General features: G+C 66.8%; 25 protein-coding genes. 10 read left to right on the top strand and 15 right to left on the bottom strand.

Translation table 11 applies throughout. From position 1 onward, the window contains the following. Window positions 1–163 precede the first annotated feature (163 nt). The 9 genes from AC56KL_RS09395 to AC56KL_RS09435 all read right to left on the bottom strand — a co-directional run bounded on the left by AC56KL_RS09395 (window position 164) and on the right by AC56KL_RS09435 (window position 9,441). Window positions 164–1,552: an amino acid permease gene (locus tag AC56KL_RS09395; protein WP_497179884.1), complete on the bottom strand. Its 1,389-nt coding sequence runs from the start codon at window positions 1,550–1,552 to the stop codon at window positions 164–166. Window positions 1,553–1,863: 311 nt separating this feature from the next. Next, window positions 1,864–2,088, bottom strand: coding sequence for a hypothetical protein (locus AC56KL_RS09400; protein WP_497179885.1), 225 nt, complete (start codon window positions 2,086–2,088; stop codon window positions 1,864–1,866). 45 nt (window positions 2,089–2,133) lie between these two features. Next, window positions 2,134–2,499, bottom strand: coding sequence for a hypothetical protein (locus AC56KL_RS09405; protein ID WP_497179886.1), 366 nt, complete (start codon window positions 2,497–2,499; stop codon window positions 2,134–2,136). A gap of 99 nt (window positions 2,500–2,598) precedes the next feature. Further along, the gene (locus AC56KL_RS09410; RefSeq protein ID WP_497179887.1) at window positions 2,599–3,726 is read right to left on the bottom strand and encodes a DUF3616 domain-containing protein; all 1,128 of its coding nucleotides are present in this window, start codon (window positions 3,724–3,726) and stop codon (window positions 2,599–2,601) included. Window positions 3,727–3,846: 120 nt separating this feature from the next. After that, window positions 3,847–4,857 carry an amidohydrolase family protein gene (locus AC56KL_RS09415; protein ID WP_497179888.1) on the bottom strand — a complete coding sequence of 337 codons (1,011 nt, stop codon included), beginning with the start codon at window positions 4,855–4,857 and terminating at the stop codon, window positions 3,847–3,849. 115 nt (window positions 4,858–4,972) lie between these two features. After that, the gene (locus AC56KL_RS09420) at window positions 4,973–5,677 is read right to left on the bottom strand and encodes a hypothetical protein (RefSeq protein WP_497179889.1); all 705 of its coding nucleotides are present in this window, start codon (window positions 5,675–5,677) and stop codon (window positions 4,973–4,975) included. A 158-nt stretch (window positions 5,678–5,835) separates the two neighbouring features. Beyond that, complete coding sequence (locus AC56KL_RS09425; protein ID WP_497179890.1) at window positions 5,836–6,246, bottom strand: secondary thiamine-phosphate synthase enzyme YjbQ; 411 nt, start codon at window positions 6,244–6,246, stop codon at window positions 5,836–5,838. Window positions 6,247–6,268: 22 nt separating this feature from the next. Further along, complete coding sequence (locus AC56KL_RS09430; protein WP_497179891.1) at window positions 6,269–8,575, bottom strand: putative bifunctional diguanylate cyclase/phosphodiesterase; 2,307 nt, start codon at window positions 8,573–8,575, stop codon at window positions 6,269–6,271. Between the two features lie 164 nt (window positions 8,576–8,739). After that, window positions 8,740–9,441, bottom strand: a complete 702-nt coding sequence (locus AC56KL_RS09435; protein WP_497179892.1) for an MBL fold metallo-hydrolase — start codon at window positions 9,439–9,441, stop codon at window positions 8,740–8,742. A gap of 145 nt (window positions 9,442–9,586) precedes the next feature. Here AC56KL_RS09435 and AC56KL_RS09440 point away from each other — a divergent pair, with 145 nt between their 5' ends. Continuing rightward, window positions 9,587–11,419, top strand: a complete 1,833-nt coding sequence (locus AC56KL_RS09440; protein WP_497179893.1) for a M2 family metallopeptidase — start codon at window positions 9,587–9,589, stop codon at window positions 11,417–11,419. A gap of 90 nt (window positions 11,420–11,509) precedes the next feature. On the opposite strand, the gene AC56KL_RS09445 is transcribed toward AC56KL_RS09440, so the two are convergent. The 4 genes from AC56KL_RS09445 to hmgA all read right to left on the bottom strand — a co-directional run bounded on the left by AC56KL_RS09445 (window position 11,510) and on the right by hmgA (window position 15,727). Then, the gene (locus tag AC56KL_RS09445; protein WP_497179894.1) at window positions 11,510–11,929 is read right to left on the bottom strand and encodes a hypothetical protein; all 420 of its coding nucleotides are present in this window, start codon (window positions 11,927–11,929) and stop codon (window positions 11,510–11,512) included. Window positions 11,930–12,016: 87 nt separating this feature from the next. Further along, window positions 12,017–12,823: a TlpA family protein disulfide reductase gene (locus tag AC56KL_RS09450; RefSeq protein WP_497179895.1), complete on the bottom strand. Its 807-nt coding sequence runs from the start codon at window positions 12,821–12,823 to the stop codon at window positions 12,017–12,019. A 124-nt stretch (window positions 12,824–12,947) separates the two neighbouring features. Next, window positions 12,948–14,276, bottom strand: a complete 1,329-nt coding sequence (locus tag AC56KL_RS09455; protein ID WP_497179896.1) for a hemolysin family protein — start codon at window positions 14,274–14,276, stop codon at window positions 12,948–12,950. A 116-nt stretch (window positions 14,277–14,392) separates the two neighbouring features. Further along, the gene (hmgA, locus tag AC56KL_RS09460; protein ID WP_497179897.1) at window positions 14,393–15,727 is read right to left on the bottom strand and encodes a homogentisate 1,2-dioxygenase; all 1,335 of its coding nucleotides are present in this window, start codon (window positions 15,725–15,727) and stop codon (window positions 14,393–14,395) included. A 153-nt stretch (window positions 15,728–15,880) separates the two neighbouring features. On the opposite strand from hmgA, the gene AC56KL_RS09465 reads away from it, so the two are divergent. From AC56KL_RS09465 to AC56KL_RS09485, 5 genes are all read left to right on the top strand, one after another. Then, complete coding sequence (locus AC56KL_RS09465) at window positions 15,881–16,786, top strand: LysR family transcriptional regulator (RefSeq protein ID WP_497179898.1); 906 nt, start codon at window positions 15,881–15,883, stop codon at window positions 16,784–16,786. Window positions 16,787–16,859: 73 nt separating this feature from the next. Then, window positions 16,860–17,960 carry a 4-hydroxyphenylpyruvate dioxygenase gene (hppD, locus tag AC56KL_RS09470; RefSeq protein ID WP_497179899.1) on the top strand — a complete coding sequence of 367 codons (1,101 nt, stop codon included), beginning with the start codon at window positions 16,860–16,862 and terminating at the stop codon, window positions 17,958–17,960. Between the two features lie 222 nt (window positions 17,961–18,182). Beyond that, window positions 18,183–18,545: a CidA/LrgA family protein gene (locus AC56KL_RS09475; RefSeq protein ID WP_497179900.1), complete on the top strand. Its 363-nt coding sequence runs from the start codon at window positions 18,183–18,185 to the stop codon at window positions 18,543–18,545. Continuing rightward, window positions 18,538–19,284, top strand: coding sequence for an LrgB family protein (locus tag AC56KL_RS09480; RefSeq protein ID WP_497179901.1), 747 nt, complete (start codon window positions 18,538–18,540; stop codon window positions 19,282–19,284). Before AC56KL_RS09475 ends, AC56KL_RS09480 begins: the two co-directional genes overlap by 8 nt. Before the next feature lie 118 nt (window positions 19,285–19,402). After that, on the top strand, window positions 19,403–20,431 hold the full coding sequence (locus AC56KL_RS09485) for a patatin-like phospholipase family protein (protein ID WP_497179902.1): 1,029 nt from the start codon (window positions 19,403–19,405) through the stop codon (window positions 20,429–20,431). Between the two features lie 72 nt (window positions 20,432–20,503). On the opposite strand, the gene AC56KL_RS09490 is transcribed toward AC56KL_RS09485, so the two are convergent. Then, window positions 20,504–21,100 carry a hemerythrin domain-containing protein gene (locus tag AC56KL_RS09490; RefSeq protein ID WP_497179903.1) on the bottom strand — a complete coding sequence of 199 codons (597 nt, stop codon included), beginning with the start codon at window positions 21,098–21,100 and terminating at the stop codon, window positions 20,504–20,506. Window positions 21,101–21,451: 351 nt separating this feature from the next. On the opposite strand from AC56KL_RS09490, the gene AC56KL_RS09495 reads away from it, so the two are divergent. From AC56KL_RS09495 to AC56KL_RS09510, 4 genes are all read left to right on the top strand, one after another. After that, complete coding sequence (locus AC56KL_RS09495) at window positions 21,452–22,474, top strand: manganese catalase family protein (RefSeq protein WP_497179904.1); 1,023 nt, start codon at window positions 21,452–21,454, stop codon at window positions 22,472–22,474. Between the two features lie 55 nt (window positions 22,475–22,529). After that, entirely contained in the window at window positions 22,530–23,453 is a 924-nt protein-coding gene (locus AC56KL_RS09500) for a ZIP family metal transporter (RefSeq protein WP_497179905.1), read from the top strand. Between the two features lie 105 nt (window positions 23,454–23,558). Next, window positions 23,559–24,149 carry a TetR/AcrR family transcriptional regulator gene (locus AC56KL_RS09505; RefSeq protein WP_497179906.1) on the top strand — a complete coding sequence of 197 codons (591 nt, stop codon included), beginning with the start codon at window positions 23,559–23,561 and terminating at the stop codon, window positions 24,147–24,149. A 219-nt stretch (window positions 24,150–24,368) separates the two neighbouring features. Further along, window positions 24,369–24,608, top strand: a complete 240-nt coding sequence (locus AC56KL_RS09510) for a hypothetical protein (protein ID WP_497179907.1) — start codon at window positions 24,369–24,371, stop codon at window positions 24,606–24,608. Between the two features lie 110 nt (window positions 24,609–24,718). Here the strand turns inward: AC56KL_RS09510 and AC56KL_RS09515 are convergent, their stop codons facing one another. Beyond that, on the bottom strand, window positions 24,719–26,062 hold the full coding sequence (locus AC56KL_RS09515; protein ID WP_497179908.1) for an MFS transporter: 1,344 nt from the start codon (window positions 26,060–26,062) through the stop codon (window positions 24,719–24,721). Window positions 26,063–26,121 lie beyond the last annotated feature (59 nt).

The following is a 26,121-nucleotide window of genomic DNA, read 5'->3' on the forward strand; positions in this document are numbered from 1 at the left end:
GACGGCGGGTGGCCGCCCGGGGCAAGCGCATGGAGCATCACCGGCATCGGATCGACGCGATCGCGGCTCCACTGGAGTGCTACTTTATCAACAGCTTTGCTGTTGAGCTACCGCAACACGACAATTTAATGGGCCGTGCATGAAATGCGGCCGGGATGTCGCATTACGGCGTCTTTACGGCCGGCGAGGACACCGCCGTGGCGCCCGGGCCCTTCTTCTGGCGCAGCCAGTAGCCGAAGCCCAGCAGTGCCAGCCAGGCCGGCATCATCCATACCGACAGCTGCAGGCCCGGGGTCAGGTACATCACCACGATGATGCCGGCCAGGAATGCCAGGCACAGGTAGTTCGTGAGGGGAAACAGGGGGCTGCGGAAAGCGGTTGCCTGGCCGGCGGCGGCCTTGGCGCGCCGGAAGCGCAGGTGGCTCCAGCACACCATGCCCCAGTTGATGACGAGGGCGGCCACGGCCAGGCCCATCAGCATGCCGAAGGCTTCGCGCGGCAGGAAGTAGTTGATGCAGATGCAGATACCGGTGGCGACCGCGGACACGGCCAGCGCCGCGAGCGGCACGCCGCGCCGGCTCAACTTCAGCAGGGCGCGCGGCGCATTGCCCTGTTCGGCCAGGCCGAACAGCATGCGGCTGTTGGCGTACACGCAGCCGTTGTACACCGATAGTGCCGCCGTCAGCACCACCAGGTTGAGGACGTTCGCCACCGCATTGCTGTCGAGGGCCGCGAAGATCAGGACGAAGGGACTGCCGCCCGTGACCACCTTTTGCCACGGATACAGCATCAGCAGCACGGCAAGCGCGCCGACGTAAAAGATGGCGATGCGCCAGATAGCCTGGTTGATGGCGCGCGGAATGGTCCGCCCCGGATTGTCCGCCTCGGCGGCCGTGATGCCGATCATTTCCAGGCCGCCGAACGAGAACATGATCACCGCCATCGACAGGGCCAGGCCGGCAAAGCCGTTCGGGAAGAAGCCGCCATGCTGCCACAGGTTGGCCACGCCGGCCTGCGGGCCGGCCGTGTCGCTGATCAAGAGGTAGCAGCCGAACAGGATCATGCCGACCACGGCCGCAACCTTGATGATCGAGAACCAGAATTCAAGCTCGCCGAAGGCCTTCACGTTGAGCAGGCTGAGCAGGTTGACGAGGACGAAGAACGCGAGCGCCGAGACCCAGGTGGGAATCTCGGGGAACCAGTACTGGACGTAGATGCCGAGCGCGGACAGTTCGGCCATGCTGACGAGGATGTACATCACCCAGTAGTTCCAGCCGGAGACGAAGCCGGCCATGGGGCTGCCGTACTTGCTGGCAAAATAACCGAAGGAACCGGCGACGGGTTCGTCGACGATCATCTCGCCAAGCTGGCGCATGATGAGGAAGGCGACCAGGCCGGCAAGGGCGTAGCCGAGCAGGGCGGAAGGGCCGGCCTGCTGGATGGTCTGGGCGACGCCCAGGAACAGGCCGGTGCCGATGGCGCCGCCGAGCGCGATCAGCTGGATGTGGCGGTTCTTTAAGCCGCGTTTGAGTTCATGCTTCGCGTCGTCCATCGTTGGCCTTAAGGTGAAATCGAAGTTGCCTTAAAGCCAGCGATTCTACTGCATGGAAGGCCGCCGTGGACGGCCTTCCGGACGAAAGCTTCCTGCCGACGCTCAGAAGCGGCGGTAGCTGCGGCGGCCCATCGGGTAGCGCTGGGCGTACTTGCCGCCAAATTTCTTCCAGAGCAGGCCTGCAATGGCCATCATGATCATTTTACGCATGCTGTCCTCCATTCGTGATAGGGCTCGCCGCGCGGCGCGCGGCATTGCTGCTACCTTAGCAGGATTGCGGCATAGATGGCGCAGGACCTGCGTCACCTATTTTAGAACTCGTCGCGCCCGGCCGCTCCGACTACGTACCAGACGCGCAGTCCGACGTCGGAGAAGATCAGGTTCGCCATGCCGCCCCCGGCTACGTTCTTCAGAGTTTCAATGTTGAGCGGCTGGATGCCGGTGCGCTGCATCCACTCGTTGGCGTCCACCAGGGCGCGGTCGATGCCTTCCGGCCGGCCGAACTGGTGAAAGGAAAAATCCCTGAATGCGATCATCGTGTCTCCATGTGGTAGTTCCGGGGTGGTGGCGCGTGCAGCTGTTCAGCCGGGCATCGCGAAGAAAGCTAGCACGCCGCCCAGTGCGGCGGCCAGCATCAGCAGCAGGAAGCCCGACAGGCGCGCAAGCGCTTCCATGCGGCTGCCTCGCGGGCGGCTGCGCAGGAGGTAGACCGGGATGGCAAGGGGCGAGAGCGCGACGACGGCCGAGTTCATCCAGCGCGAGCGCCGGTACAGGCGCGCTTCGCTGTCGAGGCGGTACCAGTAATAGGGCAGGAAGTTCAGCAGGAAGGCCGACAGCAGGGCCCACCAGGCCGGCATGCGCATATGGGCTGCCGCGTGCAGGGCGTCGGCCATGCCGCAGGCAAACATGAGCACCAGCAGTGCCCACAGGGTATTCTTGGAAGTCATTGCGTTGAATCGGAAGCGAGGGGCGGAGCATAGCACCCGGACCAGGCGCCGAAATTCAACAAAAGTCACGAGGCTGCGGGAAGCTTCCGTTTATCAGCACTATTTCGGCAAGGTAAATACGTCCGCCACCAGCGTGCTCTCGCCGATCTGGCGGCTGGGCGACGCGGCATCGTGCACCACCAGCAGCGTTTCGAGGCCGTGGCGGCCGGCGCCGAACAGGGCGATGCCCTCGGGATGGTCGACGCCGTGCCCGAAGGGCAGCTCCAGCACCCGTTCGAGTTCATCCGCATGCAGTACGCATTCCTTGCCGGGCGCGGCGCCGCCGCGCCAGCGCAACACGGTGACCGGGCCATCGAGGTCCATGGTGGGGCCGGCCAGCACGAGGATGTCCTTGCCCTGCACGCACAGGTCGCGGATGCCAAGCCCGCCGAGGTCGAGGAAGTGCTTGCGGTACAGGCTGCCGTCGTCGGCGACCGGCGCCAGGCGCAAGCGGCCCGGCGCCTCGTCGTCGACGAGGGCGACTTCCACCACCAGCGCCCAGCCGCGCAGCACCGGGCCGCGCAGGCCCAGCAGCAGGTGCTTGCCGGCCACCGCCAGGCCCTCGATGTCGAAGCCATTGTCCTTGCCGGGAATGGCAAGGAAGGGGCCGAGGTGCTCGTCTTCGCGCAGCAGCGCGGTCAGCTCGTTGCCGTGCTCGTCGCCGCGCAGCATGGCCGCGCACCTGGGCTTGTCCTTGTGCGCGGCCTCGCGTGCGAGCGTAAAGCCTTCGCCTTCCGTGACCACCGGGATGCGCGCCAGCAGGTAACGGTTGGCATCGAAGCTGAGGCTGGCCAGGCGCCGGTGCGCCTTCTTGACGCCGTCGCCGGCCTTCGGCTGCCGGCGGCGCAGGCTGTGCGAGCCGGCCAGCCACAGGTACTTGCCGTCGCAGGCCAGGCCCTCGATATCGGCCTCGTTGATGTCGTCCGCCGTTTCGCCGTGCGGCGGCAGCGGCAGGTCGAGGAAATCGTGCAGCGCGTACTGCCGGTGCTCGCGCGCGTAGCTGCTCCTGCCGGTGCTGTCTTCCTCGCTGATGGTGAGGCGTTCGAGGCTCACCGATTCGTCATTGGCGACCCACAGCGAATTCCCCATGCGCAGGGCGACCGACAGGCCGTCGCGCAATTCCTTGCCGTAGCAAAGCTCATCGCGTTCCGGGTGGAACTCGAGCAGGACGATGTTCGACGGATGCATGTGCGTGCCCCTGGCTGCGTGCGATATTGCCGGGCTACGATAGCATGCGACCGGGCGGCGCGTCGCCCGGTCGGCGCGCCGCCGGCTCACCCCGGCACACCTCGGCACAGTTATTGCGGCTCAGCGCAGATATGGCGCGACGTTGCCGGCGATCCGCGCGCGCTCCTCCGCGGTAAGCGGCAGCGCGCTGAACGCCGCCCAGGCCTCGCGCGGCTTCATGTTGGTGGGCGTGGCGGCGTCGGAACCGTACAGGATCCTGTCGACGCCCACCATGCGGATGCGCTCGACCATCTCGCGCGCGTGCTGCGGGCTGATGTCCGGCGTGGCGATCGAGGCCACGTCGAAGTACAGCGTGCGGGTATGCGGGTCCTTGCGCGCGGCCGCCTCGGCGAACACGCGCATTACCTCGTTGGCCGGCGGGTCTTCGTAGCCCGGTCCCGCGCCAGCCAGGTGCGCCACCTGCACCATGGTGTCCGGGACCTCGGGCATCAGCTGTTCCAGGAAGGCGCGCGCCTGCGCTTCGCCATACGGGCGCTTGAGCGAGATGGAGGCGCGCATGTGGACCGCGATGGCCATGCGATGCCGGTTGGCCGCCCGGAACACTTCCTTCAGGCGCGCGAGGTGGGCCGGGTTGTCGAGCTGGACATCGGAATTCCCGAAGTGCATCTTGATCCCGTGGCGCAGGCCCGGGTGGGCCGCGCAGCGCGCCAGTTCGGCCAGCGCATAGTCCTTGAGCGGGTTGAAACCGCAGAAGGCGCGCAGGCGGCCGGGGTACTTCGCGGCCTGGGCCGCGGTCCAGTCGTTCTCCGCCTTCACCTTGGCGTATTCGTCTTCCACCACGCGCGAGGGGCGGCCGAACATGTAGGCGGTCGACATGACGGCGGCGCGGCGGATCCCGGCGCTGTCCAGCACGGCGATCAGCTCGCTCACCGGGAGCTCGCGCAGCGCGTCCGGCCCCGGCTTCGGATCGATCAGGGCGATGATGGGCGCGCTGAACAGGTGCTGGTGGTGGTCGGCGATGGGCGCGGCGGACCCGCCGGGGGCGGCTGCGGCGGTGGCCGCAAGAGCGGCGGCGGGCAGGGCGAGCAGCAGGATGGCGGCGGCGCGCAGCCTGGCGGACACGGAGGACATGGACAAACCTCTATCAAAAGAACGAGGCTTCAGCCTACCGGCTGGCGCTGGCGCTGTCCACGACAAATGGATGCATATGCCGCATGCCTGCCGCGGCGTGGAGACGATGCGCGCGTCAGGCCGCGGGACGCATTGCCTGCCCGGTCAGGCGCGCCGCATGCCAGCAGTCGAACATGCGGCGGAAGGCGTCGAACAGCTGGTTCACGAGGAAGTCGGCCGTGATGAATTCGTCCTCGGCCACGGTATGCATGGGCGGCGGCAGGACGGTGTGGCGCGCGATGTGGTTGGCCTCGGCGTGGCGGTGCACGCGGCCGAAGTAGTGCAGGCGCTCGGCGAGGCCCAGCTCGTCGACCAGCCGGTACATCGGTTCGTTGAAGCAGGAAAAGGTGGCTTCCAGCGCGCGGATGATGACCATGCGGTAGAACGGGGTGCGCCAGGTCTTGGCGAGGTGGATGGTGTGGTAGACGGTTTCGCGGGTGGCGTGGTTGGCGGGAGCCCAGATGTCGGTGAAGGCCTGGGCCGCCGGCAGCCGCAGCAGGCGTCGCCCGTGTTCGATGCTCTCCAGGTCGTCGAGGTACCACTGCCAGTGGAAGGCGTCCTCGTCGCAGTGCCGGTGCACGCTCTGCTGCAGGGGTGACCTGTCGCTGTTGTCGCGCAGCGCGGCCAGGATGTCCTTGAAGCCCATGGTAAAGAAGATCATGGCGGGAATGAAGGACAGGCGCAGGAACGGGTCGACCCTGGCATCGGCCATGTAGATGCACAACGCACTCTGGCTAAGGCGCGCCATGCGCGCCTCGAGTATGTCGTCGAGAAAATCCATGACTTGAGTAGGGTCCTTGTGTGCTTGGGCAACGCCGGCGCGTGGAATTCGGGGGCCGCTTTCGCTGCGCCGCACAGGTGCAGCGTCACAGCCTGCAAGGAGTATAGGGAAACGCCGGGACCGGGTCCTCCCCCATCTCTGGGGGAACATTTGTTGCGCTATAGAATGGTCACCACGACGCGCCGCCGGTGTGGCGCCGTGCGGTGCTCGTACAGGTAGATGCCTTGCCAGGTTCCTAGCAGCAGGCGGCCCCCGCCCACCGGCACGCTCAGGCCGGAGCCGGTGAGCATGTTGCGCACGTGGGCCGCCATGTCGTCCGGACCTTCGGCATCGTGGCGGTAGGCCGGGTCGCCGTCCGGCGCGAGGCGCGCCAGCACGGTCTCCAGGTCGCGCCGCACGTCGGGGTCGGCGTTCTCGGTAATCAGGAGCGAACAGCTGGTGTGCTGCACGAACACGTGGGCCAGGCCGCACGCCACGCCGGAGGCGCGCGCCACTTCCGCCACCGCCGCGGTGATGTCGCGGGCGCCGCGTCCCGGCGTCGCGATGTCGAGGATGGCCTGGTGCGCCATGGCTTTCTCCTGTTGGTGCGGCTCAGGCCGCGGCGGGTTCGCTGTCGATGGCGCCCAGCAAGGCCAGCACCTCGTCGAGCGGAGCGGGGCGGGCGAACAGGTAGCCCTGCATGCAGGGGCTGCCGTGCTGGGTCAGGTACTGGACCTGCTGGGCGGTCTCGATGCCCTCGGCCACCACGCGCAGGCCGAGGTGCTCGGCCATGGCGAGGATCGACTGCACGATCGCGGTGCCGTTGACGTCGTTCGGGGTGTCGCGGATGAAGCTCTTGTCGATCTTGAGTTCGTACAGCGGCATGCGGCGCAGGTAGGCCAGGTTCGAGTAGCCGGTGCCGAAATCGTCCACCGAGAAGCGGATGCCGAGTGCGGACAGTTCGTGCATGCGGGCGATGGTGTCGTCCAGGTGCGACACCAGCAGGCCTTCGGTGACCTCGAAAATCAACTGTTCCGGCGGCGCGCCGGTCTCTTCGAGCACGGCGCGCACCTGGGAAACGAAGTCGGGCTGGCGGAACTGGGCAGGGCTGACGTTGATCGACAGCGGCAGCGGGTGGCCGGCCTGCTCGAGGCGCAGCCAGGCGGCGCAGGCCTGGCGCAGCACCCACTTCCCGAGCGGGACGATCAGGCCAGTGGATTCCGCAATCGGGATGAACACGTCCGGCGGCACCAGGATGCCGTCGGCGCGGCGCCAGCGCATCAGGAGCTCGGCGCCCACCGGCCGCTGGCGGCCGTCGACCTGCAGCTGCAGGTGCATGGCCAGCTCGCCCTTCTCGAGCGCCAGCGCGAGGTCGCGCTCGAGCGTGAACTTCTGCTCGGCTGCGGCCAGCATGCCGGTCTCGAACAGGGCCACGCCGTTACGGCCTGCAGCCTTTGCCTGGTACATCGCGGTATCGGCTTCGCGCAGCAGGTCGAGGCCGGTCTGACCGGGACGCAGCGGCAGGGCCACGCCGATGCTGCCCGAGGAGCGGTAGACGTGCTCGCCGATGGCGACTTCCTCGCCGAGCGCGGCCAGCACCTTGCGCGCCAGCCCCATGGCCGACTCGGTGGCCAGCGCTGCGTCGTGGCCCAGGTCGCCCAGCAGGATCACGAATTCGTCGCCGCCGAGGCGGGCCACGGTGTCGCGCACGCGCACGGCCGCCACCAGGCGCTCGGCCGCGTGGCGCAGCAGGGCGTCGCCGGTGGCGTGCCCGCGCGCGTCGTTGACGTACTTGAAGTTGTCGAGATCGATGAACAGGACCGCCCCGAGGGTGCCGCCGGCGTCGCGCGCGGCCACCAGGGCATCGAGGCGCTCGGTGAACAGGCGGCGGTTGGGCAGGCCGGTGAGTACGTCGTAGAAGGCCAGGTGGTGGATCGCCTTGGCCGAATTGCGGCGCTCGGTGACATCGCGCCCGACCACGACCCAGTGCGTGCTGCGCCCGTCCTCGCTGGCGAAGGGGACCATGTCCATTTCGGCCCAGAAGGGCTCGCCATCCTTGGTGTAGTTGAGCAGCTCGGCGCTGACCGCTTCGTTGCGCGCCACCGCCTGCAGGATGCGCGCCACCACTTCCGGGTCGGTGTCGGGACCGTGCAGCAGGCGCATGCTGCGTCCGATGATCTCCTCGCGCCGGTAACCGGTGCGGCGCTCGAAGGCTTCGTTGGCGAAGATGATCGGCTGCTGGGCGTCCGGGAGGTCCACCGCGCGCGCGATCAGCACCATGTCGTTCAGGCGCGCCACCGCGGCGGAGGTCAGGCGCAGTTCGGCGTTCAGCTCATGCAGCCTGTCCTGCTTGGCCGCCAGGGTGTCGGCGAAGCCCTGCACCTCGCCCAGGGTCTGGGACAGGCCCTTGAGCAGGGCGCCGCAGGCGACCGTGATGAGGGCGCCCACGCACAGGTAGTTGAGGGTGACCACCAGCGTGGCCAGCACGCCCCCGTCGCCCAGCCCTTCGACCACCAGCCTGGCGTGTCCGGACAGGCCGAGCGCGAGGATGGTCGCCGCGCTCAGCACGAGGGCCGCCAGCGCCTGCCGGGTACCGAGCAGCACCACCGCCAGCACGGGCGGCCCGATCAGGAAGATCTGGCTCACCGCGCCGACGGTGAGCATCAGGCCCACGCCCACGAGGAAGAGAACCGCCAGGAAGTTCAGCACGCGCAGGCGGTAGGGGAGGCGATCGCACCACCAGATGGCGAACAGCCAGGCCAGCGCGACGCCGTCCATCAGCGCGACCTGCCACAAGCCGTCGGCCAGTGCCAGCACCGTGCTGGGAAGCGCCGCCACGGCGCCCACGACCAGCACGGTCGACATCAGGGTCGAGAAGATGCGCGTGCGCCAGTGCGCGAGGTCGTCGAACTGTTTCATGCAGTTGCCCTCCCGGTACGCCCGATGAAAAAGTTGCTGCCAGCGCAGGTTACATTAACTAAAGGAAATGATACAGGAATGTTGCCGACTTATCACAACAGCGGGCGCGCCGATCCTTGACACCGGCAGCGCGTTGCGCCGACCCGGTCCGGTATGGAAGCGGCTCAGGCCACGTGCCCCAGCCCCAGGTTGCGGTTGGCCGGCACCGCCACGTCCATCAGCTTCGGCCGCGGCAGGTCGAGGGCGGCCATGAGCGCCACGAATTCCTCGCGCGTGCGGCCGGCCAGGCGTGCGTTGGTGCGCTTTTCCCAGCCGATGGTCGACACCGACTGGCCCTTGTAGTCGTGGCCGGGCCAGACCCGGGTGGCGTCGTCCAGCGCGAACAGCTTGCGGATGACGCTGTCGTACAGTGCTTCCGCGCTTCCGCCCTGGAAATCGGTGCGGCCGCAGCCGTTCACGAGCAGGGTGTCGCCGGTGAACAGGTTGCCGCGCCACAGGTAGCACATGCTGCCTGCGGTATGGCCAGGGGTATGGATCACGGCGATGTGTTCGCGCGCACCAAAACGGATCAGGTCGCCGTCGTTGAGCTGGACTTCGGCCGGCGGGATGCCGCAGCCGCTCGGCACGCAGGCCTTGGCGCCAGTCAGCTGGCGCAGCCTGCCGGCCGAGGTCACATGGTCGGCGTGGGCGTGGGTCTCGAGCACGTGGGTCAGCGTCAATCCGAGCCGCTCGACGTGCGCCAGGTCGCGCTCCCAGTGGCGGTCGACCGGGTCGATGATCACGGCGTCACGGCTGTCCGGCGCGGACAGGATATAGGTGTAGGTCGAGGATTCGGCGTCGAACAACTGGATCGGGTTGACTTGCATGGGCTCTCCTGGATGCGGCGATGTTGTACCACAGGATGTCGGTACAGGGAAGGCCGGGAAAAAAAGTCTCCCGCGCACGTCCAGTGCTTAACTATACTAGCGACAACTTTTTATAACAAAGCACGACCATCCACAGGAGACAGACTTGACATCCCCACAGCCATCCCGCCCTTCGCGCCTTGTTGCGCTGTTCGCGCTGACCGCCATCGCTGCCGCCACCGGCGCTGTTGCCGCGCCGAAGGCCAGGCCGACCGTTGCCGAAGCCGAGAAGTTCATCGCGGCCACCGAGACCCGCTTCGCCGACGAATACGAGAACATCGCGCGCGCCCAGTGGATCGGCGCGAACTTCATCACCGACGACACGGAAGCGATCGCCAGCTATTTCGGCGAAAAGGCCCTGAACTCGCAGGGTGAGGCGGCCCTGGCCGCGCGCCGCTACAACGGTCTCAAGCTCAAGGAAGATTCGGCGCGCAAGCTCAAGCTGCTGCAGTTGACCCTGATGCTGTCGGATCCGAAGGAGCGCGCCGCCTACGCCGCCAAGCAGGCGGCCCTGTCGGGCGCCTACGGCAAGGCCAAGTACTGCCCGAGCGAATCGAAGGATGCCTGCCTGCCGCTGGGCGAACTGGAAAAGACCCTGGCGACCAGCCGCGATCCCGCCAGGCTCAAGGATGCCTGGATCGGCTGGCACCAGCAGGCGCCCAGCTACAAGCAGACCTATGTCGACTACGTGGCCCTGTCCAACAAGGGCGCGCGCGAAATGGGCTTCGCCGACACCGGCGCCCTGTGGCGCTCCCAGTACGACATGAAGCCCGAGGAGTTCGCCGCCGAGATGGAGCGCATGTGGCAGCAGGTCAAGCCGCTCTACGATTCGCTGCACACCTACACCCGCCTGAAGCTGCGCCAGCACTACGGCGCCTCCGTGGTCCCGGCCAGCGGTCCGGTGCCGTCCCACCTGTTCGGCAATATGTGGAGCCAGAACTGGGAGCACATCTACCCGCTGCTCAAGCCGGCGACCGGCGCAGGCAGCTTCGACCTGACCAAGGTGCTGGTCGACCGCAAGATGTCGGCCAAGGAGATGACGCAGTACGCGGAGCGCTTCTACACCTCGCTCGGCATGCAGAAACTGCCGGAGACCTTCTGGACCCGTTCGCTGCTGACCAAGCCGGCCGACCGCGACGTGGTGTGCCATGCATCGGCCTGGAGCATCGACCGCAAGGACGATGTGCGCATCAAGATGTGCATCCGGCCGACCTCGGAGGAATTCAAGGTCATCCACCATGAGCTGGGCCACACCTATTACCAGCTGGCCTACAAGAACCAGCCGATCCTGTTCCAGACCGGCGCCAACGACGGCTTCCATGAAGCCATCGGCGACACGGTCGCGCTGTCGATGACGCCGAGCTATTACCAGCAGCTGGGCCTGATGGACAAGGCGCCCGAGGCCGGCGCCGAGATCGGCGAGCTGCTGCAGACCGCCCTGTCCAAGGTGGCCTTCCTGCCGTTCGCCTACTCGGTCGACAAGTGGCGCTGGGACGTGTATGCCGGCAAGGTCAAGCCGGACGACTACGACAAGACCTGGTGGCAGCTGCGCGAGCAGTACATGGGCGTGGGCCGTCCGGCGCCGATGGCGGCTGGCGGCTTCGACGCCGGCGCCAAGTACCACGTGGCGGCCGACGTTCCCTATGCACGCTACTTCCTGGCCCACCTGCTGCAGTTCCAGCTGCACCGCTCCCTGTGCGCCGAAGCCGGCTACAAGGGACCGCTGCACCAGTGCTCGATCTACGGCAGCAAGAAAGCGGGCGCCAAGCTGCAGAACCTGCTCGAAATGGGCGCCAGCAAGCCGTGGCAGGAGGCCTTGAAGGCGGCCACCGGCGAAGAGCGGATCGACGGCTCGGCGCTGCTCGACTATTTTGCGCCCTTGAAGACCTGGCTGGACGAGCAGAACACGCAGCTCGCTGCTGTTGCAGTCAAGCAGTAACAGCGATGAGCCGGGCAGGGCCGTGCCATACGGCCTTGCCCTTTCCTTACCATGCGTCGGCTATCGTCAGGGCAGGCCGCGCGTTGCGTTTCAGTCGGCCGCTTGCAAACCGTTTTCCCGGCACCAGTGCCGCAGTGCGCTCGTGGTGGCGTCCGCGTGAAAACCCTCCCAAGCTTGGCCGAGACCGCGCTGTTCCAGCAGGCGCGCGAAGCCTTCGGTGTCACGGTCGCGGAACATGTCGCGCACCGCATCCTGGTCGTCGGCCAGGTGGGTGGCGGCGAAGCGGAGCACCAGCCCATCGCCGATGCCGAGCGTGCCTGCCGGCGGCACTTCCACATAGCCGCCACCGCCAGCGGACACCGACGGCATCGGCGCCTCTTCGTCCATGTACTCGTCGTTCAGCAGGTGGATCATGCCGGTCTCGCGCGACACCAGGGCAGTGACCGATCCGGCGCCGTCCTCGACCAGCATGGCGGCCCGTTCGAGCTCGTCCAAATCGACTGTTGTCATGGCAACTCCTGTGTGGGTAGTCCGAGCCAGGCAGTATGCAGCGCCGCAAGGGACAGGTGCGCACGCCTGGCGGCGACGGCCTCCCCGCTACGGCGCCAGCGCCTCGAGCTTTTCGCTGAGCGTCGCCTCGGACACTTCGCCCACATGGCGGGCGCGCAGCACGCCGCGGGCGTCGTAGAACAGGGTGGTCGGGTACCCCGCCGCCCCGGTGCGGGCCGCTACCTGGCCGGCCGGATCGATTACCACGTTCTGCAAGCGCAGTCCCTGCGCCGAGAGAAAGCGCGCGACCGCCTGCGCCGATTCGCCCTGGTTCACGAACACGAAGGCGACGTCGGGGCGCTTCGCCTGCATTGCGCCGAGCGCCGGCATCTCGCGCCGGCACGGCGGACACCAGGTGGCCCACAGGTTCACCACCAGCGGCCGGCCGGCGAAGCTGCGCAAGGGGACCTCGAGGCCGTCGAGGCGGCGCACGTTCAGTTCGGGCAGTGGCGCCAGGGGCGGCGCAAAAGCCTGCAGCAGCAGCGTGCCGCCCAGCCAGATGGCGATCCCGGCCAGCGCGGAAGCCAGTACGGGACGGCGCAGGGCCGCATGGCGGCGGGTCAGCTCGGCGCCGACCACGCAGGCGACCAGCAGGCCGGCCGTGGCGTCGAAGCCGCCGTCGCGGAAGTCGAGTGCGGTCCAGGGACGTTCCGCGAACAGGTCGTGGTGGCGCAGCACGAACACGGCGCGTGCGGCGATGAAGCAGGACAGCGTCATCTTCCACAGCACCGGGCCCGCATCCAGGCCGCGCCGACGGGCGAACCAGCCGGCCAGCAGGTTGGCGGCCAGCAGGCCGCCCAGCACCAGCATCACGGTGGTGGACAGGACCACCGGCCCGAGCTTGACGACATCCATCGCCTTTCCCCTTGTTGAGATGGCGCGACTCTAGCGCGGCTGGCTTAACAGAAGATTAATGAGGCGTATTCCACGCGCGGCGCGCGCAACGGGACCGGGCGGGACCGGGCGGGGCAGGGCGCGATCAGTCGCGCTCCGGCTCCGGGTCCTGCTGTTCGTAGCGCGACACCATGATGCGGTCGATGCGGTTGCCGTCCATGTCCACGACCTCGAAGCGGAAGCCTTGCCAGTCGACGATGTCGGCCGCCTTGGGAATGTAGCCCAGCTGGTACAGCAGGAAGCCGGCCAGGGTGTGGAAGGCGCCTTCCTCTTCGCCCGGGAAGACCTGCGCGGTCTCCAGCAGGTCGCGGAAGCGGTCGAGCGACACGCCGCCGTCGAGCAGCCAGCTGCCGTCGGCGCGCTGCACGGCGTCGGCGTCGTGCTCCTCGCCGGCCACCGTCACGTCGCCCACCAGGGCGCTCATCACGTCGCTGAGGGTGACCATGCCCTGGATGTCGCCGTATTCGTCGACGATCAGGGCCAGTTCGGCGCGGTTCTTCTTGAACATCTCGAGCAGGGCCATCGCGCTCACGGTCTCCGGCACGTACAGCAATTCCTGCACTGCGTCGTCGAGAGCGATCGCGTCGAGCGAGCCGGCGCGCACGGACTGGGCGAACAGGTCGCGCGCCATCACGTAGCCGAGGATGTGCGAGCGGTCGCCGCGGCAGACCGGATAGCGGCTGTAGGGGTTGGCGCCGATGGTTTCCAGGTTGCGCTGGCGGTCTTCCTCGAGGTCGATGATGACCAGGTCGACGCGCGGCGTCATCAGGGACTTCAGGTGCTGGTCGTCCAGGCGCAGGGCGCGCTGGACGATGTCGTATTCGGTTTTCTCGAAGACGCCGGTGTCGGCCCCTTCCTTGATCATGCCGGCGATGTCTTCTTCGGTGGGAGCATCTTCCTTCGCTTGCCTGATGCCGATGACACGCACCAGGGCGTTCGTGCTCAGCGACAGGAACCTGACGAAGGGCGACATCATCACCGACAGGACGCGCAGCGGCTGGGCGATCAGGATGGCCGTTGCTTCCGGGAAGGCCATGGCAATACGCTTTGGAACCAGCTCGCCGAAGATGATCGATGCGATCGTGATGAACACGACTACCAGCCCGGTGGCGGCTTCGCGCGCATAGGGCGCGATCGCTGGAATGGTCTGCAGGTGGGCGGCCAGGCTGCTGGCGAGCGAGGCTTCGCCGAAGGCGCCGTTGAAAATGCCGATGACGGTAATGCCGACCTGGACAGTGGAAAGGAAGTTGCTGGGATCCTCGGCCAGGTCGATCGCCGCGCGCGCGCCGCGGCTGCCATCTTCGGCGCGCCGTTCGAGGCGCATGCGCTTGGCCGAGACCAGTGCCAACTCGCTCATGGCGAACACTCCGTTCATCAGGATGAGGAAGGAGATGATCAATATGTCGGTCAACACTGGCGCTCGGCCTCCGTCGGACTATCCGGGCCGCGACCGGGCGCGCCGGAAGGCGGCGCACGCCGCATCATCGCATGCCGGCGCAGGTTTGCGCCACACGCATTGTCAGGATGCCATCACGGAGCGTCGGGCCGGAAATGCTTGCCTATGCCCGCCCAGCACTGCTGGTAGTCCGGCTGCAGCTGCGGCGAGGCCAGCGCCTGCGCGGTCGGCGCCAGCACGTTGCGGGTCTCGAACATGAAGGCCATGGTGTCCGCCACCTTGTGCGGCTGGCTGGTGTCGGCGCCGCTGGCCTTCTCGAAGGTGGCGGCGTCCGGACCGTGCCCGCTCATGCAGTTGTGCAGGCTGGCCCCGCCCGGCACGAAGCCATCTGCCTTGGCGTCGTAGGCGCCGTGGATCAGGCCCATGAACTCGCTGGCGACGTTGCGGTGGAACCAGGGGGGGCGGAAGGTGTCTTCGCCGACCAGCCAGCGGGGCGGGAAGATGACGAAGTCCAGCGTGTCCACGCCAGGGGTGTCGCTGGGCGCCTGCAGCACCAGGAAGATCGAGGGGTCGGGGTGGTCGTAGCTGATCGAGCCGATGGTATTGAAGTGGCGCAGGTCGTATTTATAGGGGGCGTAGTTGCCGTGCCAGGCCACCACGTCCAGCGGCGAATGGCCGATGCTTGCCCTCCACAGGCCGCCGCAGAACTTGGCCACCAGCTCGAAGTCGCCCTCGACATCCTCGTAGCGCGCGATTGGGGTGAGGAAGTCGCGCGGGTTGGCCAGGCCGTTCGAGCCGATCGGGCCCATGTCCGGCAACTGCAGCAGGGCGCCGAAGTTCTCGCAGACGTAGCCGCGCGCCTGGCCGTCCGGCAGGCTCACGGAAAAGCGCACGCCGCGCGGAATCACCGCGATCTCGTGCGGCTCCACGTCGAGCAATCCGAGTTCGGTGGCGATCGCGAGGCGCCCCAGCTGCGGCACGACCAGCAGTTCGCCGTCGGCGCTGTAGAAGTAGCGGCCTTCCATGTCGCGGTTGGCGGCGTACAGGTGGATCGCACAGCCGGTCATGGCTTCGGGCGAGCCGTTGCCGGCCATGGTCACCCAGCCGTCGATGAAATCGGTCGGCGCATCGGGCAGGGGCAGGGGGCTCCAGCGCAGCTGGTCCGGCGGGGCCGGGGTGTCGAAGCGGCTGACGATCCTGCCTGCGTCGATCGGCGTGAACCGTCCATGCACGGCGGCCGGGCGGATCCGGTACAGCCAGGAGCGGCGGTTGTGGCTGCGCGGGGCCGTGAAGGCGGTGCCGGAAATCTGCTCGGCGTACAGGCCGTAGGGCACGCGCTGCGGCGAATTGCGGTGCCGCGGCAGGGCGCCGGGCAGGGCCTCGGTGGCGAATTCGTTGCCGAAGCCGCTCATGTAGGCGCTCGCGGGCGCGCTGGCGGCGTCAAGCTGGCGGCCAAGGTGCTGGCTCATGTTTTCTCCTGGCGGATGGAACGGGGATGGGGATCGCCGCCACTGTAGAAGAATTCAGCATGTTTTACGAGATGAATAGAAAAATGTAGACTATTCACCATCTAAATATAGCTATGCTCGCGCCGGACGCAGGCCGACAATGCAGCCCACGCCATGATCGAACCGCACACCATCGACCTGAACCTGCTGTCGGTCTTCCAGGAAGTCTACCGGGAACGCCAGATCTCCTCGGCGGCCCGCAAGCTGGGACTGAGCCAGTCGGCGGTGAGCAATGCGCTGGCGCGGCTGCGGCGCGCTTTCGGGGACGAGCTGTTCGTCCGCACCGCGGCCGGCATGCAGCCGACGCCGCTGGCGACGCAGATGGCCGAGCCGATCGGCGTGGCGATGGCACAGGTGGCCCTGGCGCTGAACCAGCGCAGCCGCTTCGACCCGGCCACCAGCCGGCGCCGCTTCGTGCTGGCGATGACGGACGTGGGCGAGATCTACTTCATGCCGGCGCTGATCGAGCGCTGCCGGGTGCTGGCGCCGCTGGTGGAAATCAGTTCGGTGCGCGCCGGGGCGGCGCTGCTGAAGGAAGATATGGAAGGCGGCAGGGTCGACCTGGCGGTCGGTCCTTTCGAAGACATCTCGGAAGCGCTGTACCAGCGGCAGCTGTTCCGCCAGCCCTACGTGACGATGTTCCGCAAGGGGCATCCACTGGGCCGGGGCGAGATGACGCTGGAGCGCTTCGTGAAGGCCGAGCACATGCTGGTGGACTCGCGCGAGACGCCCTACGAGCGCATCAACGGGCTGCTGGCGCGTGCCGGCATCGGACCTGCGGTGCGCTTCCGGGTGCCGCATTTCACCGCGGTGCCGTATATGGTGAGCAGCTCCGACCTGGTGGTCACGGTGCCGCAAAAGCTGGCCGAACGCGCGGCGCTGCCCTTCGGCCTGGAATGGATCGCGCCGCCGCTCGAGCTGCCGCCGCTGCAGACCAATGTGTTCTGGCACCGGCGCTACAACCAGGACCCGGGCAACCAGTGGCTGCGCGGCCTGCTGGCGGAAGTGTTCGCAGAATGAGATTGAACGAACGGCCATGACCGGCACCCATGGCCGCTGACCAACGACACGCAATGACAATGAGGGAATAGAAATGGCAGACCTGTTTGAGAATCCCATGGGCCTGATGGGCTTCGAGTTCGTCGAGTTCGCGTCGCCCACCCCGGGTGTGCTGGAGCCGGTGTTCGAGGCGCTGGGCTTCACCAAGGTGGCGGTGCACCGCTCGAAGCAAGTGGTGCTGTACCGCCAGGGCGGCATCAACTTCATCGTCAACAACGAGCCGAAGAGCCACGCCGCCTACTTCGCGGCCGAGCACGGGCCGTCGGCCTGCGGCATGGCCTTCCGCGTCAAGGATGCGCACAAGGCCTACGCGCGCGCGCTGGAACTGGGCGCCCAGGCCGTCGAGATCCCGACCGGTCCGATGGAGTTGCGCCTGCCGGCCATCAAGGGCATCGGCGGCGCGCCGCTGTACCTGATCGACCGTTTCGACGACGGCGTCAATGCGGGCAAGTCGATCTATGACATCGACTTCGAGTTCATCGAGGGTGTCGAGCGCAATCCGGCCGGTCACGGCCTGTCGATCATCGACCACCTGACCCACAACGTCTACCGCGGCCGCATGAGCTTCTGGGCGAACTTCTACGAGAAGCTGTTCAATTTCCGCGAGATCCGCTACTTCGACATCAAGGGCGAGTACACCGGCCTGACCTCGAAGGCGCTGACCGCGCCGGACGGCATGATCCGCATTCCGTTGAACGAAGAGGGCAAGCAGGGCGGCGGCCAGATCGAGGAATTCCTGATGAAGTTCAACGGCGAGGGCATCCAGCACATCGCGCTGCTCACCGATGACCTGATGAAGACCGTCGACAGCCTGCGCGCCGCCGGCGTGCCCCTGATGAGCGCCCCGCCGGCCACTTATTACGAGATGCTGGACGAGCGCGTGCCGGGCCACGGCGAGAACGCCGAGGAGCTCAGGAAGCGCGGCCTGCTGCTGGACGGTACGGTGACGGACGGCCGTCCGCGCCTGCTGCTGCAGATCTTCTCCGAAACCCAGCTGGGACCGGTGTTTTTCGAGTTCATCCAGCGCAAGGGCGATGACGGCTTCGGCGAAGGCAACTTCAAGGCGCTGTTCGAGTCGATCGAGCGCGACCAGCTGCGTCGCGGGGCGATTGCGGGGGCGACAGCGGAGGTATAAGCCTTCGGCGCGGCTCTTGAACGTCAAATTGGGCTCCCGCGCTCGCGGGAGCGACGGTCTTCCGGACGTCGCAGGAATCGCGCGGTAAGGGTATTGAGCCTTCCGCCAATGTCTTCCCGCGTAGGCGTGGACCCGATTCCTTCGCGTTCCAATAACGCCCGCGCGGCGCACGCCGCCCCATTCACTTTGCTATCCTGTGCGCTTTGCCCCACCCAAAGCCGCATGCTCCCCGCCTTCACCATCCTCCTGCTGTTCCAGTGTCTCGGCGAAGGCATTGTCTTCCTGTTTTCGCTGCCCATCCCCGGCCCGGTGGCCGGCATGCTGCTGTTGATGGTCGCGCTGCTGGCCTGGCCCTCGCTGCAGGCGCGGATCGAGGAAGCCGCCAACACGCTGCTGTCGCACCTGTCCCTGCTGTTCGTGCCGGCCGGCGTCGGCATCGTCGCCGCGGCCGCCAGCGGCAGCGGCCACTGGCTTGCCATCCTCGCCGCGCTGGCGAGCAGCACGCTGCTGGCCCTGGCCGTCACCGGCCTGCTGCTGCGCGGCCTGGATGACAGGGGCGCGACCACGAAAGACAAGGATGCTTGAAGTACACGAGCTCGGCCAGCTCGGCCGCTTCTGGGTCTACCTGTCCGCATCCCCGCTGCTGGGCCTGACCATGACCCTGTGCGCCTACCTTGCCGCGCAGCGCGTCGCGCGTTTGCTAGGGAACGCACCGCTGGCCAACCCGGTCGCCATCTCGGTTGCCCTGGTCGCGCTGCTGCTGTCGGCATCCGGCATGTCCTACGAGCGCTACTTTGACGGGGCCCAGTTCGTCCACTTCCTGCTCGGCCCGGCCACGGTGGCCCTCGCGCTGCCGCTGGTGCGCCAGTTGCCGCGCCTGCGCCGAGCCGGGCCGCTGCTGGCCTGCGCGTTGCTGCTCGGCTCGGTGACGGCGATCGTGGCCAGCGTCGGCTGCGCGCTGCTGCTCGGCGCCACGCCCGAGTTGGCCGCCACCCTGGGGCCGAAATCCGCGACCTCGCCGATTGCGATGGCGGTGTCGGAAAGGCTGGGTGGCATCCCGGCCCTGACCGCCGCGCTGGTGATCGGCACCGGCATCTTCGGCGCCATCAGCGGTCCCTGGCTGTTCGACCGCCTGCGCATCGGCTCGCCGGCGGCGCGCGGCTTTGCGCTCGGCCTGGCCGCGCATGGCGTCGGCACGGCGCGCGCCTTCCAGGTGAGCGCCGAGATGGGTGCCTTTGCCGGGCTGGCCATGGGCCTGAACGGCGCGTTGACCGCGCTGCTGGCGCCCTGGCTGGTGCCGGTCGTGATGGACTGGTTCGCCTGAACCTGCACGCCTTGTTGAACATGCCTTTAGGCAGCGTCGCGCCGTCAATCTGACCCACTTGCTAGACTCCGGCGATTCAGGCGGCCGCTCCGGCCGCCCGCAGATCAGGGAGTATCGATTGTCTCTACCTAACAAGAAAATCAGTCTGGGCCTGCAAGGGGCTGGATCCTACGGCGCATTCACCTGGGGCGTGCTCGACCGGCTGCTGCAGGAGGAATGGCTCGACATCGGCGCCATCAGCGGCACCAGCGCCGGCGCCATCAATGCCGCCGTCGTGGCGGACGGCTACGCCCATGGGGGCGGCCGGGAAGGCGCGCGCGCGGCGCTCGGCCGCTTCTGGCGCGCCCTCGGCGCCGCCGTGGCGTACAGCCCGATGCGGCGCACACCCATGGATTACCTGGCCGGCCGCTACACCATGAGCCACTCACCCTTCTACCACCTGATGGAAATGGCGGGGGCACTGGCAGGCCCGGTGCGCGAGATGCCGCTCACGACCAATCCGCTGCGCCATTTCCTCAGCGCGAACATCGACTTCGAGCGGGTGCGCGCCTGCGAGAAACTGCAACTGTTCGTCAATGCGACCAAGGTGAACGACGGGGTCGGCAAAGTGTGGCGGCGCGAGGAACTCGATGTGCAGCGGGTGATGGCGTCCGCCTGCCTGCCGACCGTGTTCGCTTCGGTCGAAGTGGAGGGCGAACTGTACTGGGATGGCGGGTATACCGCGAATCCGCCGCTGGCGCCGCTGGTGGCTTCGCATGCCGCCCAGGACCTGCTCGTGGTGCAGATCAACCCGATCGCGCGCAGCGAGACGCCGCGCAGCGTCGCCGACATCAGCAACCGGGCCAATGAACTGGCCTTCAACATCAGCTTCATGCGCGAGATGAACGCGCTGCTGCACCATCACGCGGTGCCGGACGAGGAAGGCGGCGAGGGCATTGTCCATGCGCCGGTGAGGATGCACCTGATCAGCGCGAACGAGACCTTCAAGGAGTTGAGCATCTCGAGCAAATTCAACGCCGAACTCGGCTTCTTGCAGATGCTGCACGCGCAGGGCGTGGCGGCGGCGGACAGCTGGCTGGCGGCGCACGCGGCCGACATCGGCCGCCGCACCAGCATCGACACGGCGCCAGTGCTCAGGGCGGCCTGAAGACGGCGCCGGCCACAACCGATTGGGGCGGCCGGCGCGGCGGGACGGCGCAAGGCGTCCCGCCTGAAGGCGTCAGGCCGGGTTGGACTTCCAGGTCTTCTTCGGTCCGAAGGCCTTGACAGCAAATAGCGCGCTGGCCAGGCCCACGACGAGGGCGGCGCCGCTGCCGCCGAAGCCGACCGCATGTTCCTTGGCCAGCTTGCCGGCTTTCGGGCCCACCAGTTCCATACGGCGACGGGTCATCTTGGCGCCCATGTCGGACAGCATCTCGCGGCTCAACTTGGCCTCGGCATGCGGCAGCAGGGTGGTTTCCTCGTCCGCCACGTGGTGCATCACATCGCGCATCAGTTCCATCACCAGCTTGTCGTGGCGCGGGTCGGAGCCGCTGGTGCGGCGCAGTTCGGCGATCATGCGGCGCATTTCCATGTGCTCGGGCTCGGCCTTGTGCATGAAGGGCTCGCCGGCGTCGCGCTGGCGCATCACCGGATAGAAGATCTCTTCCTCGAGGGTCGCGTGGATTTCCAGCGCGTCGCAGATGGTGTCGGCCAGCGCTTTCTTGACGCGCGGCGACTTGTCCTTTTCGTACTGGTGGAAGGTGACCATGACATGCGAATGGTCGAAGCGGATCATGTTGGTGATGGTCGGGCTCAGCTTACTCAAGTTAAACATCGTTACCCCCTTTATGGTCATATGTTCAACATGGTAGTGCGCTGCCGCTCGTCTTTACTGTAGGAGCGCGCGCCGCTCCCCTGTCGGCGTAAACCGCAGTCGAGGGCGGGTCCAGGCTCGCAAGCTGTCGGAAACAGAAGCTAATTGCCGATGAAAACGCTTATTAATCAAATTAAATATTTCCGTCGAGTTCACTAATTGTCGACTTAATCCTACAAGATTACGCGCGAACCCCCGATCCCCACTGCCGTGTTGGACTGCCAACATGAGATATAGAGGTTGCCGGCCACGGCCGCAACCATGCACGGCGACGCTGCGGCGCGCCATCACTCAACAACGGAGGGATTGTTCATGTTTGCACATAACAAACGCCTGCAATACACGGTCCGCGTCAATGGCCCCAACCCGGGCCTGGCCAACCTGATGCTGGAGCAGTTCGGCGGCCCGCAGGGCGAACTGGCCGCAGCGATGCGCTACTTTACCCAGGCCGTTTCGGAAGACGATCCAGGCCGCAAGGACATGCTGTTCGACATCGCCACCGAGGAGCTGAGCCACCTCGAGGTGATCGGCCATATCGTCGCCATGCTGAACAAGGGCGCCAAGGGCCGCCTGGCCGAGGCCGTGGATAGCGAAGCCGACATGTACAAGGCCATCACCGGTCCCGGCAACGACAGCCACATCACCCAGGTGCTGTATGGCGGCGGCACCCCGCTGGTCAACTCGGCCGGCGTGCCCTGGACCGCGGCCTACATCGATTCGATCACCGAGCCGACCGCTGACCTGCGCTCGAACATCGCCGCCGAGTCACGCGCCAAGATCGTGTACGAGCGCCTGATCGCGCTGACCGACGACCCGGGCGTGAAGGAAGCGCTGGGCTTCCTGATGACCCGCGAAGTGGCGCACCAGAAGTCCTTCGAGAAGGCCTTGTACGCCATCGAGCCGAACTTCCCGCCGGGCAAAATGCCGGCCGACCCGCGCTTTGCGAGCGTGTACTACAACATGTCGCAGGGTCCGGGCGAGATGCGCGGTCCGTGGAACCAGGGCGCCGACTGGGACTTCGTCACCGACCGCGACAAGCAGCAGGCGGTGGACGGCGGCTCGGGCGAAGCCGAAGTGGCGTTGCCGAGCGGCGACATCGACCTGCTCAAGCAGATGGCGATGCGCACCATGTCCGACCCGATGGCCTCGCCGCGCACCGGCGCCGAACTGGGCATGAGCATGCAGTCGGCAGGCGGTGCTACGATGGCGGGGCAGTCCGGCAGCGCCATGGGGTCCACCGAGCTCGGTTCGAAAGGCGGCAAGCTCGACGACACCGGCATGAGCAAGCCCCAGGACAAGGGCACCGCCAAGGGCGTCAAGGCAATGAAGAAGTAAGCACGCGCCGCGCGGCCCGCACCGGCCGGCCGCGCGGATTTCCTTTGGGAGTTGCATGGATACGAACGCAGACAAAGCACAAGACAACAGCCTCATCGGCCTACGATCGCTGCTGCGGGCGCTGACGCTCCGCCGCGTCGTCGGCTTCCTCATCTGCGGCCTCGGCTGCATCCTCCTGCTCGGCAGCCTGGTCGAGCAGCTCATGAATGCGAATCCCAAGATGCACCGCGCCCTGCTGGGTGGCGCGATCGCCGCGGCGGCCACCGCGCTGGGCACCTTGCCGGTCCTGTTCGCACAGAATTTCTCGAAACGTACCTACGACTGCTTCCTCGGTTTCGGCGCAGGCGTGATGCTGGGCGCAACTGCGTTCTCGCTGGTCATCCCGGCCATTGCCGCGGCCAAGACGGCAGGCGCCGGCAACTGGGAAGCGAGCCTGATGGCCGGCGCCGGCATCATGGCCGGGGCCGGCGCCATCCTGCTGATGGGGCGCGCCGTCCGTACCGAGGGACTCCTCGACGCCGACGAGGCCGCCGTTTCGCTTCGCCGGGCCTGGCTGTTCGTCTGGGCCGTCGCCTTGCACAACTTGCCGGAAGGGCTGGCGATCGGTGTTGCCCACGCCGGGATCGACCTGGAGAAAGCCAATGCACTGACGACTGGCGTGTCGATCCAGGACGTGCCGGAAGGCCTGGTAGTGGCGCTTGCCCTGCGTACGGTCGGTTGCAGCCGCCTGGTTGCGGTCGGCATGGGCGTGGTTTCCGGCCTGATCGAACCGGTCGCCGCCGTCGTCGGCGTGGCGCTGATCGGCATCGCAGGCGGGCTCTTGCCATTCGCACTGGCTGCTGCCGGCGGTGCGATGTTGTTTGTGATCGTCAATGATGTGATTCCGGAATACCGCCAGAACGGCAACGGCACCTTTGCCAGCATCGCGCTGGTATTCGGCTTCATCCTGATGACCGTGCTCGATACGGCGCTGGCCTGAGGCGGGCGCCGCCTGGACGCCTCCGTGCCGGTACCGGCGGAGGCGTTTCTTGACTGCTAAATATGATGAGAATAATATGAGTGCCATCATATTTTTGGAGTTGCCATGAGCATGTCCGCAAAGTCCAGCAAGCGCGAACAATCCCATCACCGGATCGTGGAGGCCGCCAGCCGCGCCGTACGGCGCCACGGCTATGCGGGCGTCGGCGTCGCCGAGGTCATGAAAGAGGCCGGGCTGACCCATGGCGGTTTCTATGCCCATTTCGATTCGCGCGAGGCTTTGCTGGTGGAGGCGATCGAGCATGCCGGCGCCATCAGCAGCGCGGAGCTCGACGAACGCATCGCTGTGCGGGCAGCCGAAACGGGCCAGCCCCTGCAGGCACTGATCGAACTCTACCTGGCGGACGAGCAATTACACGATGTCGAACACGGTTGCGTGGTCGCGGCGCTCGCCAGCGACATGCCGCGCCAGCAGGACATGGTGCGCGACGTCTCGAAAGGACGCGCCGACCGCCTGGTGCGGCGCGTGGCCAGGGCCTTGCCGCCCAACGCCGCGCCCGGGCTGGCCGGCGTCATCGCCGGCGCGCTCATCGGCAACCTGCAGCTGGCGCGGATCCAGGGTGATAATGCGGAGGGCAGGGCGGTGCTGGCAAGCGCACGCGCAACCCTGCTTGCGCTGTTCGCGTCGACCCGCTGACTCGCGCCGGCGAGCGGGATGCGGTGCTTAGACTGGATATCGAAGAATTTATGATGCTGATCATATGATCGCCACCATATTTTAATTGCAGGGATCTTTGGCCGGCTCCGATGTTGCAGGAGGCTAGCCTGGGACACTTTGTCCTCTTTGTCTGGCGCCTGCGCGGACGTAGTATGCGATGTCGGCAGCTTTCTCAGTCCTAGGCTCGAAATACTCAATATGACCGATTGGTTCCCCGCAGTCTTTTATACCTTCAAGTTCCTCGTCCTGGGCATCGGCATGTTCTTTGCCGTGAAATGGCATTACGACCAGGGAAGGAAGGGGCGGACAAAGGAGAGCGGCGCGGTGCTGCGCGCCAGCGGGACGGCGGCGGCCGTGTTCGTGGTATCGCTGCTGTTCCTCGGCTTTGCCACCTTCGCCCTGGCCGGGATGCTCGGCCTGGATTTGCGCATGCCGTGAGGGCAGGCTGCACGTTGCGGACAAGACAAGGCCCCGGAGCGCTACGCCACGGGGCCTGGTTTTTACTGCGCGAGCGCGCTTTTGCGGATCAGTCGCGGATCAGTCGCGGATCAGTCGCGGATCTCGAGCGCCCGGTTCAGGCTCAGCGCCGCCAGCGAACCGACCGCACCCGACAACAGGTAGAGGCTGACATAGCCGAGGCCGAAGTGCGCCGACAGGCCCAGTGCGACCAGCGGTGCGAAGGCCGCGCCTACCAGCCAGGCCAGGTCGGAGGTCAGGGCTGCGCCGGTGTAGCGGTACTGCTGCTTGAAGTTCGCGGTGACCGCGCCGGCGGCCTGGCCATACGACAGGCCCAGCAGCACGAAACCGACCAGGATGAAGGTGTTCTGGCCGGTCACGCCGCCATCCATCAGCGAGGGCACGGCGAGCGAGAACAGGCCGATCAGCACTGCCAGCGTGCCGAGGGTGGTGCGGCGGCCGACCCGGTCGGCGATGAAGCCGGAGGCCAGGATCGCCAGCACGGCCAGGCCTGCGCCCCACATCTGGACATGCAGGAACTCGTCCATCGGGCGGGTGTCATAGAGCTGGATCCAGGACAGCGGGAACACGGTCACCAGGTGGAACAGCGCATAGCTGGCCAGGGCGGCGAGGGCGCCGATGGCGATGTTGCTGCCCTGCGATTTCACCAGCTCGCCAACCGGAGCCGGGTCCAGCTCGTGGGCGTCGAGCAGGCGCGAATACTCGCTGGTCGAGACCAGGCGCAGGCGTGCGAACAGCGCCACGACGTTGATGGTAAACGCGCAGAAGAAGGGATAGCGCCAGCCCCACACCAGGAAGTCGTCTTGCGACAGGTTGGTCAGGAGAAAGGCGAACAGGCCGGCGGCGATCAGGAAGCCGACCGGCGCGGCCAGCTGGCCCAGCATCGCATAGAAGCCGCGCTTGTTCTCGGGAGCCGACAGGGCCAGCAGGGAGGGCAGGCCGTCCCACGAGCCGCCCTGCGCCACGCCCTGTCCGATGCGCATCAGCGCCAGGATCACGATGGCCGCCACGCCGATGCGCTCGTACGAAGGCAGGAAGGAGATCACGACCGTGCTGGTTCCCATCATGAGGAGGGAGATGGTGAGCTTGAATTCGCGGCTGTAGCGCGTCTGGATCCACATGAACACCACGGTGCCGATGGGGCGGGCGATGAATGCGAATGAAAAGACGATGAACGAGTAGAGCGTCGCTTCGAGCCGGTCGGCCCACGGGAAGAACACCGCGGGGAACACCAGCACGGAAGCAATCGCGTAGACGAAGAATTCGAAATATTCCGAGGCGCGTCCGATGACCACGCCGACGGCGATTTCGCCCGGATGGATTTCGCCGTCCCGGGCATTGATGTTGCGAGCCCCGCTGGTAGGGTGGGTGATGGGGGCGGCGCCCGCGCCGCCGTACGTCGTGTTGCTTTGCATATCTTCATCTCCTTGGGGGTCAGCCCGGCCTGCAACAGCCTGAACTTCGCACCCTGTTC

This window comes from Telluria sp. ZB4P34, assembly GCF_059686055.1.

Coding starts and splice junctions, on each gene's coding strand:
- AC56KL_RS09395 (WP_497179884.1), bottom strand. CDS start 1,552: ATGGACGACGCGAAGCATGAACTCAAACGCGGCTTAAAGAACCGCCAC.
- AC56KL_RS09400 (WP_497179885.1), bottom strand. CDS start 2,088: ATGATCGCATTCAGGGATTTTTCCTTTCACCAGTTCGGCCGGCCGGAA.
- AC56KL_RS09405 (WP_497179886.1), bottom strand. CDS start 2,499: ATGACTTCCAAGAATACCCTGTGGGCACTGCTGGTGCTCATGTTTGCC.
- AC56KL_RS09410 (WP_497179887.1), bottom strand. CDS start 3,726: ATGCATCCGTCGAACATCGTCCTGCTCGAGTTCCACCCGGAACGCGAT.
- AC56KL_RS09415 (WP_497179888.1), bottom strand. CDS start 4,857: ATGTCCTCCGTGTCCGCCAGGCTGCGCGCCGCCGCCATCCTGCTGCTC.
- AC56KL_RS09420 (WP_497179889.1), bottom strand. CDS start 5,677: ATGGATTTTCTCGACGACATACTCGAGGCGCGCATGGCGCGCCTTAGC.
- AC56KL_RS09425 (WP_497179890.1), bottom strand. CDS start 6,246: ATGGCGCACCAGGCCATCCTCGACATCGCGACGCCGGGACGCGGCGCC.
- AC56KL_RS09430 (WP_497179891.1), bottom strand. CDS start 8,575: ATGAAACAGTTCGACGACCTCGCGCACTGGCGCACGCGCATCTTCTCG.
- AC56KL_RS09435 (WP_497179892.1), bottom strand. CDS start 9,441: ATGCAAGTCAACCCGATCCAGTTGTTCGACGCCGAATCCTCGACCTAC.
- AC56KL_RS09445 (WP_497179894.1), bottom strand. CDS start 11,929: ATGACAACAGTCGATTTGGACGAGCTCGAACGGGCCGCCATGCTGGTC.
- AC56KL_RS09450 (WP_497179895.1), bottom strand. CDS start 12,823: ATGGATGTCGTCAAGCTCGGGCCGGTGGTCCTGTCCACCACCGTGATG.
- hmgA (WP_497179897.1), bottom strand. CDS start 15,727: ATGAGCCAGCACCTTGGCCGCCAGCTTGACGCCGCCAGCGCGCCCGCG.
- AC56KL_RS09465 (WP_497179898.1), top strand. CDS start 15,881: ATGATCGAACCGCACACCATCGACCTGAACCTGCTGTCGGTCTTCCAG.
- hppD (WP_497179899.1), top strand. CDS start 16,860: ATGGCAGACCTGTTTGAGAATCCCATGGGCCTGATGGGCTTCGAGTTC.
- AC56KL_RS09475 (WP_497179900.1), top strand. CDS start 18,183: ATGCTCCCCGCCTTCACCATCCTCCTGCTGTTCCAGTGTCTCGGCGAA.
- AC56KL_RS09480 (WP_497179901.1), top strand. CDS start 18,538: ATGCTTGAAGTACACGAGCTCGGCCAGCTCGGCCGCTTCTGGGTCTAC.
- AC56KL_RS09490 (WP_497179903.1), bottom strand. CDS start 21,100: ATGTTTAACTTGAGTAAGCTGAGCCCGACCATCACCAACATGATCCGC.
- AC56KL_RS09495 (WP_497179904.1), top strand. CDS start 21,452: ATGTTTGCACATAACAAACGCCTGCAATACACGGTCCGCGTCAATGGC.
- AC56KL_RS09500 (WP_497179905.1), top strand. CDS start 22,530: ATGGATACGAACGCAGACAAAGCACAAGACAACAGCCTCATCGGCCTA.
- AC56KL_RS09505 (WP_497179906.1), top strand. CDS start 23,559: ATGAGCATGTCCGCAAAGTCCAGCAAGCGCGAACAATCCCATCACCGG.
- AC56KL_RS09510 (WP_497179907.1), top strand. CDS start 24,369: ATGACCGATTGGTTCCCCGCAGTCTTTTATACCTTCAAGTTCCTCGTC.
- AC56KL_RS09515 (WP_497179908.1), bottom strand. CDS start 26,062: ATGCAAAGCAACACGACGTACGGCGGCGCGGGCGCCGCCCCCATCACC.